Source organism: Marinobacter sp. MIT932201, assembly GCF_047123295.1.
Lineage (GTDB): Bacteria > Pseudomonadota > Gammaproteobacteria > Pseudomonadales > Oleiphilaceae > Marinobacter > Marinobacter salsuginis.
This window is the reverse complement of sequence record NZ_CP138917.1, coordinates 410,885-424,034: the sequence shown is the minus strand read 5'-3', so window position 1 is coordinate 424,034 and position 13,150 is coordinate 410,885. Positions and strand designations below refer to the sequence as shown.

The window sequence follows — 13,150 nt, the reverse complement described above, 5'->3', positions numbered from 1 at the left end:
ATTCGGGTACATCAGGAATGGCCATCGGACAGATCGCGCCGAAAAGACTCGCAGACACCATTGTTGAACAGCTGGAAACCATGATTCTGGAGGGCACCTTGCAGCCGGGCGAGCGACTGCCGCCAGAACGGGTGTTGTCGGAGCAATTCGGCGTGTCTCGACCGTCGCTGCGCGAAGCCATTCAGCGACTGACGGCCAGGGGCCTGCTGGTAAGCCGCCAGGGCGGCGGCAACTATGTCACCGAGTCCCTGGGTGGCAGTTTTAGTGACCCGCTGATTCCCTTGCTGGAAAACCGGCCGGATGCACAACGGGATTTGCTGGAGTTCCGACGCACCCTGGAAGCGGACTGCGCCTACTACGCGGCATTGCGGGCCACCGAGGTGGACCGCGCCCACCTGAAAACCGCCTATGAGGCGCTGCAAGCCTGCTACAGCACCGAAAAGGAGCGGGATCTGGAAGCCGAAGGCGCGGCGGACGCACGCTTTCACCTGGCCATTGCCGAGGCCAGCCACAACGTGATCCTTCTGCATACCATTCGCAACCTCTTCAACATGCTGAAGAGCAATGTGGTGACCAACATTGGCGGCATGTACCAGAGGGAGGCGGAGACCCGTCAGGGCCTGGTGGAGCAGCATCGAATGCTGTACGAGGCCATCACGGAAGGTAGGGCCGACGAAGCCCGGGAACTGGCCGGCAAGCACATTCTGTACGTTCAGCAGGTGCTCTCGGAACGGAGCGAGAATAACCGTCGGCTGGAGAGGTCCCTGCGGCGGGACAAACTGGCGCGAACCTGAACAACCCCCAGCCGGTGTTCAGAGCATTCGATTGATCTCTTTCCACAGTCTGCGATAGGCATCGGCAGCCACGGAGCTGGGCGCGAGCAGTTCCACCGGCGTGCCCTCCTCGCCCATTTTCTCCACCACGCTGGCATTGGGAATGATGGTTTTCAGGCCTTTGGGCAGGATCTCATCCTGGGCATTGATCAGTTCCCGGTGCAGGCCTTTGCGCCGATCGGCCATGGAATAAAACGGGTGCAGCTTACCCGGCTTCAGTTTCTTGTCCTTGGCAAACTCCGCCAGCTGCTTCCAGCTATTCAAGGACAACCAGGTGGGAATCACCGGCACAAACACCTCGTCCGCCGCTTTCAGCACCTGCTCCGAAAGCCGGGACAGCGACGGCGGACAGTCCAGAATTACCAGGCTGGTCTCCTCTGATAGCGGCGCCAGCCACTGTTTGATCAGGTTACTGCCATCCTCCTGGTCCAGTTTGACGTCGAGATTACGGAAACTCGTGTGGGACGGGATAAAGTCCAGGTTTTCATAGTCGCTCTCGTGAATAAATTCAGCGATGGGGGTTTTGCCTTTGAGCAAGTGCGAGAGCTTGTGGCCTTTGATCTTGTCGGCACCGGCCAGGTACCAGCTGGAGGCGCCCTGGGGGTCCAGATCCCACAACAGTGTCGAATACCCGGCCTGGCTGGCCAGATAAGCGATGTTCACGGCAGCGGCGGTTTTGCCAACACCGCCCTTCAGACTGTAAAACGCAATGGTCCTCATCCTGTCAGATCCTTTTATCCAGGCATAAAAAAACCGGGGAAGTCCCCGGTTAAAGCATTCACACGATGCACAACACAATGCATGTCGTCCTGATGAGATCTCAGGTTAGGCTTTTCCGGTGACAGTTTGATGACAGCCTGCAGGCCATCGTCAAACTTTCCCTGTTCACTGACTTACCTTCTCCCAGACGGTCAGCTCGGAGAAGCTGTGCTGAAACTTGTTTCTCGTTTCCCGTATAACAAACGGCAGACTCCAGGGCTCGAACAGCAGTCGAAAATGTGGCGCCAGCATCTCCCTCAGGCCGTCGAACGTCGAGAAGTCCTCACCATCCTTTTTGAAACCACCGACCCAGTGTTCCCTGGGCGTGTATTCCTCGAGCCAGGTGTAGGGTGAGGCAATCACCAGAAGCCCGAGCTCGTTAATCCGTTCGTGGATCGTTTCCAGAAACAGCGATGGCTGGTACAGCCGATCGATCAGGTTGCCCGCGAGCACCAGATCATACCCCGTGAACTGCGATGGCAGATCGCAGGCATCGCCCTGGTGAAAAGACACACGGTCGGCGGCCTCCTCCAGCCCGAGGGATGCCAGGCTCTGATCCTGAAAACTCACCAGCTCACCTTCTTCCGGACGGGCATAGCGCACTCGTTTATCTCGGGCCACTTCCTGACCTTTGTTAACGAAGGCGTTGGAGAAATCAATGCCGTCCACGTGCCGGAAATGCCGGGCCAACTCGAAGCTGGTGCGACCAACGGCGCAACCAATATCCAGTGCGCGTTCAAGCGGGCGGCCATCCATGACATGCATGGCAGCGTCGGCCAGGGCCTTGGGAAAGTTGGCCTCACCATGCCACCGTTCGCCAAAGTGAAATTCCAGGTATTGGGCGAGGGTGGTGTCGTTTTCATAGTACGCGGCTTGCTGCAAGGGAATTCTCCTACCCTGAATGGTTCAACGGTTATCGCTAGCCTAACAGGAAGTTGCCAATGCCCTGATCAATAACCGTCTCTTCCGAGCGATCCTTGAGCGGCACCCCCGAAACCTGCTGTCGGCGGGCCTCTTTGAGCAGATACATCAGCCGCCGGCTCGCCTCTGCGCACGACAGCCCCGCCGGCCGAATGTTCGATATGCAGTTCCGGCTGGCCTCGGTCAGCCCGGGCTCAGGCGCCCAGGTCAGGTAAAGCCCGAGGCTGTCCGGAGAACTCAGGCCGGGACGCTCGCCAATCAGCACCACCACACAGCGGGCGTTGAGCCGGTGACCCACATCGTCCCCGATCGCGACCCGTCCTTGAGAGACAACGATCAGAGGCGCCAGTTCCCAGGTCTGATCGTCGGCTTCAAGATCAGTCAGTAGCGCATCGAGAAGGCCGAGGGCATTTTGCTGCACACCGAAGGAAGACAGGCCGTCTGCGATCACCAGTGCCAGGTCGACGGGAGAGTCGCCGGTGTGGCCCAACCGATCCAGCTCCTCACAGGACTGAGCGCTGAGCCTGCGACCAAGGTCCGGGCGCTGCAGGTAGGTTACCCGGTCGTCGGCCTGACTGTGCAGATGAACCGGCTGATGTGGCAGCAGTGATTTTCCTGGTTCGCTCAGTTCCGCCAGTTGCGTCATTAACGCAGCCGTGTCCAATGGCAGATGTACCGCGTCCCTGGCCTGGGCATGAGCCAACTGAAACGCCAGCATCTCCCGGGTGGGCAGGCTCACACCTGCGCGACCCAGACCAATCCGGGCATCGGTCCAGGCTGACAGCCGGCGCCACGGGTTCTCAATAACTACCGGTTTGCGCTCAGTCATGGCCCTGCCCCTCGGGCAACCGGCCCAGGCTCTCCCGGAAGGACTCTGGCAAGCCCTCTGAGGGCACCTTGCCTTCGGTATCGCGGAAGATCTGCATCCTGGTCAGCCACTGCTCGAACTCCGGCGCCGGTCGCTTGTCCAGAACCCGTCGCAGGTACAGGGCATCGTGAAACGACGTGGTCTGATAATTCAGCATGATATCGTCCGAGCCGGGTATGCCCATGATGAAGTTACAGCCGGCTACGCCCAGCAGCGTGAGCAGGTTGTCCATGTCGTTCTGGTCGGCCTCTGCATGATTGGTGTAACAGATATCACACCCCATGGGCAGGCCCAGCAACTTGCCACAGAAATGATCTTCCAGGCCGGCCCGGGTAATCTCCTTGCCGTCAAACAGGTATTCGGGGCCGATGAATCCAACCACCGTGTTCACCAGAAGCGGCTGGAATTTGCGGGCCACAGCGTACGCCCGGGCCTCGCAGGTCTGCTGGTCCACACCGTGATGAGCATCAGCGGACAGCGCACTGCCCTGGCCGGTCTCGAAATACATCACATTGTTGCCCACCGTGCCTCGGTTCAGCGAGAGCGCCGCCTCCCGGGCCTCGGCCAGAGTCGCCAGATCAAATCCGAAGCTGCGGTTAGTCGCCTCGGTACCGCCGATGGACTGGAACACCAGATCCACAGGCGCCTTCTGTTCGATGGCTTCCAGGGTGTTGGTAACATGAGTGAGGACGCAGGACTGGGTGGGAATCTCGTACTGTCGGATCACCTCATCCATCATCTGCAACAGCCGAACACTCTGGGACACGCTGTCAGTCGCGGGGTTGATCCCGATAACGGCATCGCCACTGCCGTAAAGCAATCCATCCAGGATGCTGGCCGCTATACCGGTCATGTCGTCCGTTGGATGGTTGGGCTGGAGTCGTGTGGACATTCGCCCGGGTAAACCGATGGTGCTGCGAAAGGCAGTCTGGACTCGGCATTTGCCCGCCGCCAGGATCAGATCCTGGTTGCGCATGATCTTGGAGACCGCCGCTGCCATCTCCGGTGTGATACCCGCCCGGATGCTTGCGAGCATCTCCGGAGTGGCGTGGTCGCTGAGAAGCCAGTTGCGGAAATCGCCAACGGTCAGATGCGACACCGGCTCGAACGCCACAGGATCATGGTCATCCAAAATCAGTCGGGTGACTTCATCCTGCTCATAGGGAATAAGCGCTTCGCTCAGGAAGGTTTTCAGAGGCAGGTCCGCCAGAGCCATCTGGGCCACCACCCTTTCCTCCGCCGTATGCGCGATGACGCCTGCCAGGCGATCACCGGAACGCGCCGGCGTGGCCCTGGCCATCAATTCCGCCAGCGTTGCGAACTGCCAGCGCCGGTCACCCAGACTGTACCGATACATATCCCTCTCCCTGAGACGCCTTGTTCTACTATCTTAGGTGAAGATCACACAGACAGATCAACTGCAGGGTAACGCAATGACCGAGCACGCGGTTCTGACCAGTAGCAATGACGGCATCTGCACCATCACGCTCAACCGGCCCGACAAACGCAACGCCGTGGACGGCCCGACAGCCGATGCGCTACGCAGGGCATTCATCGAGTTTGAGGAAAACGATGCCCTGAAGGTTGCGGTGCTGTGCGGCACCGGGGGAAATTTCTGCTCCGGCGCCGACCTGGAAGCGATCGGCGATGAGCAGCGGCGCAACCGGATTGACCCCCACGGCACCGGCCATGGCCCCATGGGCCCGACCCGCATGCACTTTTCCAAACCGGTGATCGCTGCCGTCTCCGGTTATGCCGTGGCCGGAGGTCTGGAGCTGGCCCTGATGTGCGACCTGCGGGTTGTGGAAGCCTCTTCGGTATTTGGCGTTTTCTGCCGGCGCTGGGGCGTTCCCCTGATTGATGGTGGCACCGTCCGCCTGCCCCGCATTGTCGGCCATGGGCGAGCCATGGACATGATACTGACCGGGCGCCCCGTCAACGCAGAGGAGGCCCTGGGGATGGGACTGGCAAACCGGGTCGTTCCGGACGGGAGGGCACTGCAAGCGGCCCAGGAACTGGCAGCAACCATTGCCGGGTTCCCGCAACGCTGCATGCGGGCAGACAGGGCGTCTGCCATTCATCAATGGGATCTGGATACCCGGGAAGCCCTGGAAGCCGAGGGGGGCGCGGGCTACCCGGTAGTTTTCGAAGAGGCCATTGCCGGGGCCCGGAAATTCAAAGAGGGGGCTGGCCGCCACGGCCAGTTCTGAGCAGGCTCGCAAGCCAGTCGATCAGATCCGGATAGGCATCCAGATCCAGCACAAATTCCTGTCCGCGGGCTGCGCAATTCAGGTAGCACCAGGGTGACCCGGGCTGCCAGCGGTCCGCTCTGGCGTGATAGCTCAGGGGCGGGCGGTCCTCGCCCGGAAAAAATGCAGCCGGCAGACGCCATCGGGTCGGCAGCCGGCTTTGCGGGTCCGTGAGAACAAGATCATCCCGCAACATCGGGAACACGCCACTGCCGGGAAAGACCGCTGTCCCGGTTGCCAATTGGCAGGCATCAGAAGACTCATAGAGCGTGTTGCCAGCGTCCGGCTGGCCGTGGAAGTGGGGATGATATCGGGCCCAGTGCAACGCATCGGGTGCCAGTTCATCAATAACGTGTATCTGGCCAATCTGCAGCCAGCCCCAGATGGCATGAAACGGGCGTGAACCAGGCACAAAGCGCCAGCGCCGGTTATGCAGCTCAGCGTGCCGGAAGACCCCGAAGAACAGGAACAAGTCACCGGGCTCAACCCCCTGATTACGCAAATGCCCCTGGGCAGAACCGGTTTGCCCTAATAAAGGTCGCCAGCCATTCTCACGTGGGTAGGCATCGGCCACCAGGTCCGGGTCCAGGTGGGCGCCATGCCCGCCTCGAATTCTGCCGCCGGTGAGATCCCGGGCGATTTTGCCCAGACGGCGTTCTTCGAAAACGACTTCGGCATAGCGAATTCGGGATTGGGCATCCGGAATGGGCAGTACACACAGGGAACCGTCCGGTAAAACCGGGCTGGGACAACCACCGGCAGAAGAATCGAACCCCTTCCGGCTCAGAATCAATCGCATGGCATCACTGGAAAATCATGAGGGCTGAACGGGCCGTAAATGCTATCGTAGTTTCAACAATAATGCGCGAATGCCACCGATCGGAACCTTCAACACCATGAGAATAGTCTGCATCTCCGACACCCACAGCATGCATCGCCAGATCCAGGTGCCTGACGGCGACCTGCTGATTCACGCCGGCGACTGCCTCGGCGTCGGGACCCTGGATGAACTGGAGGATCTCGACCGGTGGTTTTCCGAGTTACCCCACAGAAACAAAATCCTGATTGCCGGCAATCACGACTGGTGTTTCCAGGATGAGCCGGCCGAAGCTCGCGAACTGATACGCCATGCTCATTATTTGCAGGACAGCCCGGTGGAACTGGAAGGCCTGAAGTTCTGGGGAAGCCCATGGACGCCAGTGTTCTTCAACTGGGCGTTCAACCTTGAACGGGGCGATGCTCTTGCCGAGCGCTGGGCCCGTATTCCCGAAGACACCGACGTGTTGATCACCCACGGTCCTCCGGCGGGTATCCGGGACAAAATCGATTCGCCCACGGGTATTATTCGTCCCGGCTGCGAGGCACTGGCCGAACGCGTAGCCAGCTTGACTCTGAAACTGCACATTTTCGGCCATATTCACGAAGACCACGGTCGGGAACAGATCGGTGACTGCCTCTACGTGAACGCCAGCACCTGTAACGGGAGCTTCAAGCCTCTGAACCCGCCGATTGTGATCGATCTGTAGCACCTATTGGGGCTAATCTTGAAACAAGCGCCCACAGGCACCATGGTTGCAAGCTCGCGAATGACTTTTCTGCAACGGGAGCTCCATGCCTGACTGTCCTGAATACTCACTGCTCGAACTGGCCTCCGTCCGCGAAGGCGATTCGGTCGGCACCACGCTTGCCAACAGTGTGGCCTATGCCCAACGGGCTGAGAAACTCGGCTTCAAGCGCTTCTGGCTGGCCGAACATCACAACATGGAGGGCATCAGCAGCTCCGCTACTTCAGTGTTGATCGGGCACATCGCGGGCAAGACGGAAGCTATCCGGGTCGGTTCTGGCGGCGTCATGCTCCCAAACCATCCCCCATTGGTGATCGCCGAGCAGTTCGGAACGCTGGAAAGTCTGTATCCGGGCCGGATTGATCTCGGACTCGGCCGCGCACCTGGCACTGACCCGGTAACCGCACGGGCTCTCAGGCGTGATGGCCTGGGGGCAGAACAGTTTCCGGAGGATGTCGCACGGCTTCAGTCGCTGCTTGGCCCTCTGCAGCCTGGCCAGCCCGCGAAGGCGATACCGGGGGCCGGCACCAACGTGCCTCTGTGGCTGCTGGGTTCAAGTCTTTACAGTGCCCAGCTTGCCGCCATGCGAGGCTTGCCCTATGCCTTCGCCGGGCATTTTGCCCCCAGACTGTATCGGGAAGCCCTGCGAGTCTACCGCGACAACTTCCAACCTTCGGAGCGGCTCGAAAAGCCCTACGCCATGCTCGCACTGCCGGCCATTCCGGCGGACTCGGTGCAGGAAGCCGAGCATCTGGCCACAACCAGCTACCAGCGTATTCTCGCGCTGTTCCGGGGCCAGCCACTCTGGATGAAGCCTCCCGTGGACACCATGGAGGGATTGTGGAACGCCGGCGAAAAAGCCAGCGTAAAGGATTTTCTCGGGCTCCAGCTGCTCGGCGATGCCAACATCATCCAGCGCCAGCTTGAACAGATCCTTTCAGGCATTGAGGTCGATGAATTGATGTTTACCGTGGACATTTACGATCCCGCGAAGCGCAGGCATGCGCTCGATATCCTTGCTCAAACCAGAAAGGCCCCGCAGGCACTCTCCTAGAGCACAGACTCCACCGCATCGATCAGCTCCGGATCCTGGGGACGCACCCGGCTTGGAAAGCTCTCCACCACCGTGCCTGATCGATCAATCACATACTTGGTGAAATTCCAGCGCGGGGGCTGACTCTGCTCGTTAATGGCCTGGAACACAGGGTTTGCCTCGGGTCCGGTAACAGCACCCGGGGCAATCATGGTGAAGGTCACACCGAAGTTCTTGAAACAGACAGTCGCTGCTTCGGCTTCCGAATCTGCCTCCTGCCGGAAATCGTCGCTGGCAAAACCGACCACCACCAACCCATCCTTCGCGTATTGCTTGTGCAGGGCCTCGAGCCCCTCAAACTGGCCGGTGTAACCGCAACGGCTGGCGGTATTGACCACCAGCATCGGCTTGCCGGCCGCCAGGTCGCAGAGATTAACGGTGTCGGAGGAGTGCAGTTTGCGCATTTCATGATCGAGAAACGCCGGGCAGCTATCGGCTTGCGCCACAGGCGCGCCCACAAGGCTGGCAATCAATACCGGCATCATCAGAAGGCTTTTAAGGTGTTTCATGGATCCCGTTTCCCTGTTCGCTTCGCTGATTTTTTTATACGCGCCGATCGGACGGCTGGCTCAGCCTGCAAAGTGGACAGAAAGGGTTTGGCTGCTCATCATCCTGGGTAAACAGTGTTCAAAGCAGGAGCCATTTTCATCATGACCGATACCCCGATCCATGTGTTCCTCTCCCACGGCCTGGAAAGCGGCCCGGGCAGCACGAAAATCCAGGCCATGAAAGCCGAAGCCGAAACCTTCCCGAACATCAAGGCCCATGCGATTGATCACAGGAGTACCAAGGATCCTTCTACCCGCCTGAAACAAATGCAGGCGGCCATGGCTCAGAGCGGCGCCAATCCGGCAAACACCATACTGGCCGGATCCAGCATGGGCGGCTGGGTGTGCGCTCAAACCAGCTCCGACACCCCGGTTCGGGGCTGCTTTATCCTGGCGCCAGCCCTTGCCATGGCCAGGTACCCCCAGTCCAGCCCGATCATCCGGGCCCGCCACTGCCAGATCATCCACGGCTGGGAGGACGACGTGGTACCGGTCGCGCCGGTGCTAGACCTGGCACGGGACCAGGGCCTTCCCATACTGGTTGTGCCCGATGGCCACAGGCTGGAAAACAGTCTCGATCGGGTTGTCAGCGAGTTCCGCGGATTCCTCCAAACCTGCCTTTCAGATGTGAATCAGCCGTGATTTCATGAACTTGCGAAATCGCGAAAACGACCGCCTCGGAATTTATTGTTTTGGCCATTTTCTTGCGAAAACCTCTTTGTTTTGCCAGTCTTTATTAATGTAACAATAAATTTCAGCAAAAAAACGAACGGAGAAAACCCGATGAGCAGCATGAGCAAGTTCAAAAAACTGGCCGGAATTTCAGCGTTCGCGTTCGCTGCGATGACCATGGCGAATTCTGTAAACGCCGCAAACTGGCGGTACGCGCACGAGGAATACGAGGGCGACGTACAGGATGTGTTCGCCTACAAGTTCAAAGAATACATTGAGGAAAATTCCGACCACACCCTGCAGGTTTACCGTTTTGGCGAGCTGGGTGAGTCCGACGACATCATGGAGCAGACCCAGGCGGGCATCCTCAACTTCGTTAACCAGTCGCCCGGCTTTACCGGTTCCCTGATTCCTGAAGCCCAGATCTTCTTCATTCCTTACCTGATGCCGACCGACATGGATACGGTTATCGAGTTCTTCCGCACGAGTGAAGCCATCAACGAAGACTTCCCGGAGCTCTACGCAGAGAAGGGCCTTGAGCTTCTGAAGATGTACCCGGAAGGTGAAATGGTTGTGACCGTGGACGAGCCGGTCACTGAACCTGCGGACTTTAACAACAAGAAGATCCGGGTCATGACTAACCCGCTTCTGTCCGAGACCTATTCTGCCTTTGGCGCCACACCGACCCCGCTGCCCTGGGGTGAAGTGTATGGCGCACTGCAGACCAACATGATCCAGGGTCAGGAGAACCCTATTTTCTGGATCGAGTCCGGCGGTCTGTACGAAGTGTCTCCGAACCTGGTATTCACCAAGCACGGTTGGTTCACCACCGCCATGATGGCCAACCAGGATTTCTACAACGGCCTGTCTGATGCAGACAAGAAACTGGTGCAAGACGCCGCTGACTATGCCTTTGAAGAGATCATCGTGCACATCGACGGTCTCGCCGATGAAGCCCTGGCCAAGATCCAGAAAGCCAGCGATGAGGTCACCGTTACCCGTCTGACCGATGAGCAGATCGAAGCCTTCAAGGCCCGTGCGCCCCAGGTTGAAGAGAAGTTCATCGAAATGACTGGCGAGAGCGGCAAAGAACTGCTGAACCAGTTCAAGGAAGACCTGGAAGAAGTTCAGAACAACTGAACCTGATGGAACTACTCCCGCCGGCTCCGGCCGGCGGGTAGCTGTACTAACCCCGCCCCGCCGGGGACTTCCTACCGGCCGGGAGCGACATTCTCTGGAGCAGACCCCATGTCCGAGAATTCCCCGGATCTTGAAGACGATACCGGCATCTACGAGTCCGGCCTGCCCGGATTTCTTGGAACCATCGATGAAATAATTGCCAAGGTCGAGGCGTTCATGCTGGCCGTTGGCGTCATCCTGATGGCCATCAATACCTGTGTGAATGTTATTGCGCGGTATGTGTTCGGCGAAGGCCTTTTCTTCTCCGGTGAAATCAACCGGATTCTCATTATCCTGATCACCTTTGCCGGCATTGGCTATGCGGCCCGCCATGGCAGGCATATCCGGATGTCTGCAATTTACGACGCCATTCCGGTCAAGGGGCGAAAAGTGCTGATGATCATCATCGCTTTGTTCACCTCTGTGGTTATGTTCTTCCTTTGCTACCACTCGTTCGAATATATCCAGACCCTGTACAGCCGAGGCCGCATTCTGCCTGCGCTGGGTTTTGAAATCTGGTGGATCTATATCTGGGTGCCCATCGGTTTTGCCATTACGGGAATTCAGTACCTCCTCACGGCCATCAAGAACTTCACCAGCAAGGACGTGTACCTCTCTACCGGGGTGGTAGACGGTTACGCGGATACCGAATCGGAAGTATGAACCCTGCAGCTGACATAAAGGAAGGATAAGAAATCATGGCAACTATAATGATGTTGATCATGATCGGGCTATTGCTGCTGGGCTTCCCGATGATGATTCCCCTGATCACCGGCGCTGTGGTCGGCTTTGTAATGATGTTTGATGGCTTCGGCCAGATGGGCACCTTCGTCCAGCAGATGATGGGGGGTATCCGGCCAGCCTCACTGATTGCTGTTCCGATGTTTATCCTGGCTGCGGACATCATGACGCGCGGGCAGTCTGCCGACCGCCTGATCAATATGGTTATGGCCTTCATTGGCCACGTTAAGGGTGGGCTGGCAATCAGTACCGCCACCTCCTGCACCCTTTTCGGTGCCGTATCAGGTTCTACCCAGGCAACGGTTGTGGCGGTTGGCTCGCCATTGCGGCCCAAGCTGCTCAAGGCCGGCTATTCGGATCCGTTCTCGCTCGCGCTGATTATCAACTCCAGTGACATTGCGTTTCTGATACCCCCGAGCATCGGCTTCATTATCTACGGGGTTATTTCCGAGACCTCCATTGCCGAGCTGTTCATTGCCGGTATCGGGCCAGGCTTGATGATTCTGATAATGTTTTCGATCTACTGCCTGATCTATGCTCGCGTCAACAACCTTCCGACCGAGGAGAAGTCCACCTGGAGCCAGAGAGCCGTAGCCATGCGCGAGGCTTTGTGGCCGCTGTTCTTCCCGGTCATTATCGTAGGCGGCATTTACGGAGGTATCTTCAGTCCGACAGAGGCTGCAGCAGTTTGCGTACTCTACGCCTTCCTGCTTGAGTTCGTGGTGTTCCGATCACTCAAGCTTGCTGATATCTATCGAATCGCGAAGTCCACAGGCTTGATCACCGCTGTCGTATTTATTCTGGTAGCCGTGGGCACCGGCTTCTCCTGGATTATTTCCTTTGCCCAAATCCCCCAGGCTATTCTGGACGCGGTCGGAATCAGTGACATGGGCCCGATTGGCGTGATGATTACCATCTGTATCGCCTTCTTTATTGCCTGCATGTTCGTTGACCCGATTGTGGTGATCCTGGTTTTGACGCCAATCTTTGCACCGGCCATCGAGGCCTCTGGCATCGACCCGGTACTGGTCGGCGTGCTCATTACCCTGCAGGTAGCCATCGGCTCGGCAACGCCGCCGTTTGGTTGTGACATCTTTACCGCCATCGCGATATTCAAGCGCCCCTATCTGGAGGTTATTCGCGGCACACCGCCGTTCGTAATCATGCTGATAGCCGCTGCCGGGTTATTGATTGCGTTCCCGCAAATTGCGTTGTTCCTGCGCGACCTGGCCTTCAGGTGATCTGATCACCCTGAAGGGTGAATACAAAGGAGAGCAAGATGTTCAAACGGATTCTGGTGGCAGTCGATGGCTCGATGACCTCCTTCGATGCTCTGAACAAGGCCATCGAATTGCAAAAACTGACCGACGCAGAGATTTTTCTCCTATGCGTCTACAAACACCACAGCCTGTTTGAGGCGTCGCTGTCGATAGGACGCCCGGACGACATGGATATTCCGGACAAGGTGCTGTCGGAATACGCCAAGGAAGTCGTTAATCACGCAAAGGAACTTGCCAAGGAACGTGGCGCCACCCACGTTCGGGGCTTCGTGAAGGCGGGCAGGCCGTCGAGAGTTATCATCGACTTTGCCAAAGACAAGGGCGCAGACCTGATTGTCGTGGGCACCAAAGGAACGCACAGCGACAAGGATGGCATGTTCCTTGGCAGCGTTTCCCACCGGGTTGCATCCCACGCCGAGTGCCCGGTTCTGGTGGTGTGACC

15 protein-coding genes are annotated in these 13,150 nt (G+C 58.3%); 9 read left to right on the top strand and 6 right to left on the bottom strand.

All coding sequences use genetic code 11. The features are described from left to right. The first annotated feature begins 17 nt into the window (after nt 1-17). Nucleotides 18-794, top strand: a complete 777-nt coding sequence (locus SIC15_RS01905) for a GntR family transcriptional regulator (protein WP_069182721.1) — start codon at nt 18-20, stop codon at nt 792-794. A gap of 18 nt (nt 795-812) precedes the next feature. Here the strand turns inward: SIC15_RS01905 and SIC15_RS01900 are convergent, their stop codons facing one another. The 4 genes from SIC15_RS01900 to SIC15_RS01885 form a co-directional block, all read right to left on the bottom strand. After that, nucleotides 813-1,553, bottom strand: a complete 741-nt coding sequence (locus SIC15_RS01900) for a ParA family protein (protein ID WP_412536960.1) — start codon at nt 1,551-1,553, stop codon at nt 813-815. Between the two features lie 165 nt (nt 1,554-1,718). Next, nucleotides 1,719-2,474 (bottom strand): putative 4-mercaptohistidine N1-methyltransferase, encoded by a 756-nt coding sequence (locus tag SIC15_RS01895; protein ID WP_136630725.1) that lies wholly within the window; start codon nt 2,472-2,474, stop codon nt 1,719-1,721. Between the two features lie 37 nt (nt 2,475-2,511). After that, complete coding sequence (gene eutC / locus SIC15_RS01890) at nt 2,512-3,342, bottom strand: ethanolamine ammonia-lyase subunit EutC (protein WP_412536959.1); 831 nt, start codon at nt 3,340-3,342, stop codon at nt 2,512-2,514. Continuing rightward, nucleotides 3,335-4,738 (bottom strand): ethanolamine ammonia-lyase subunit EutB, encoded by a 1,404-nt coding sequence (locus tag SIC15_RS01885; RefSeq protein WP_136630723.1) that lies wholly within the window; start codon nt 4,736-4,738, stop codon nt 3,335-3,337. Before SIC15_RS01885 ends, eutC begins: the two co-directional genes overlap by 8 nt. Nucleotides 4,739-4,814: 76 nt before the next feature. On the opposite strand from SIC15_RS01885, the gene SIC15_RS01880 reads away from it, so the two are divergent. Then, on the top strand, nt 4,815-5,591 hold the full coding sequence (locus SIC15_RS01880; RefSeq protein WP_136630722.1) for a crotonase/enoyl-CoA hydratase family protein: 777 nt from the start codon (nt 4,815-4,817) through the stop codon (nt 5,589-5,591). On the opposite strand, the gene SIC15_RS01875 is transcribed toward SIC15_RS01880, so the two are convergent. Next, on the bottom strand, nt 5,557-6,429 hold the full coding sequence (locus tag SIC15_RS01875; protein ID WP_153637084.1) for a hypothetical protein: 873 nt from the start codon (nt 6,427-6,429) through the stop codon (nt 5,557-5,559). The genes SIC15_RS01880 and SIC15_RS01875 overlap by 35 nt on opposite strands. A gap of 97 nt (nt 6,430-6,526) precedes the next feature. Here SIC15_RS01875 and SIC15_RS01870 point away from each other — a divergent pair, with 97 nt between their 5' ends. After that, entirely contained in the window at nt 6,527-7,156 is a 630-nt protein-coding gene (locus SIC15_RS01870; protein ID WP_194838955.1) for a metallophosphatase domain-containing protein, read from the top strand. Between the two features lie 85 nt (nt 7,157-7,241). Beyond that, the gene (locus SIC15_RS01865; protein ID WP_412536958.1) at nt 7,242-8,249 is read left to right on the top strand and encodes an LLM class flavin-dependent oxidoreductase; all 1,008 of its coding nucleotides are present in this window, start codon (nt 7,242-7,244) and stop codon (nt 8,247-8,249) included. Here SIC15_RS01865 and SIC15_RS01860 read toward each other — a convergent pair. After that, nucleotides 8,246-8,797 (bottom strand): glutathione peroxidase, encoded by a 552-nt coding sequence (locus SIC15_RS01860; protein WP_412536957.1) that lies wholly within the window; start codon nt 8,795-8,797, stop codon nt 8,246-8,248. The two genes, SIC15_RS01865 and SIC15_RS01860, sit on opposite strands and share 4 nt — an antisense overlap. 141 nt (nt 8,798-8,938) lie before the next feature. Between SIC15_RS01860 and SIC15_RS01855 the strand changes: the two genes are divergently transcribed. From SIC15_RS01855 to SIC15_RS01835, 5 genes are all read left to right on the top strand, one after another. After that, entirely contained in the window at nt 8,939-9,478 is a 540-nt protein-coding gene (locus tag SIC15_RS01855; protein ID WP_136630719.1) for a YqiA/YcfP family alpha/beta fold hydrolase, read from the top strand. A 141-nt stretch (nt 9,479-9,619) separates the two neighbouring features. Further along, nucleotides 9,620-10,648 carry a TRAP transporter substrate-binding protein DctP gene (gene dctP / locus SIC15_RS01850; protein ID WP_136630718.1) on the top strand — a complete coding sequence of 343 codons (1,029 nt, stop codon included), beginning with the start codon at nt 9,620-9,622 and terminating at the stop codon, nt 10,646-10,648. Nucleotides 10,649-10,756: 108 nt separating this feature from the next. Next, nucleotides 10,757-11,350 (top strand): TRAP transporter small permease, encoded by a 594-nt coding sequence (locus SIC15_RS01845; RefSeq protein ID WP_069182710.1) that lies wholly within the window; start codon nt 10,757-10,759, stop codon nt 11,348-11,350. 35 nt (nt 11,351-11,385) lie between these two features. Then, nucleotides 11,386-12,669 (top strand): TRAP transporter large permease, encoded by a 1,284-nt coding sequence (locus SIC15_RS01840; protein ID WP_069182709.1) that lies wholly within the window; start codon nt 11,386-11,388, stop codon nt 12,667-12,669. A gap of 38 nt (nt 12,670-12,707) precedes the next feature. Continuing rightward, nucleotides 12,708-13,148 (top strand): universal stress protein, encoded by a 441-nt coding sequence (locus SIC15_RS01835; RefSeq protein ID WP_412536956.1) that lies wholly within the window; start codon nt 12,708-12,710, stop codon nt 13,146-13,148. Nucleotides 13,149-13,150 lie beyond the last annotated feature (2 nt).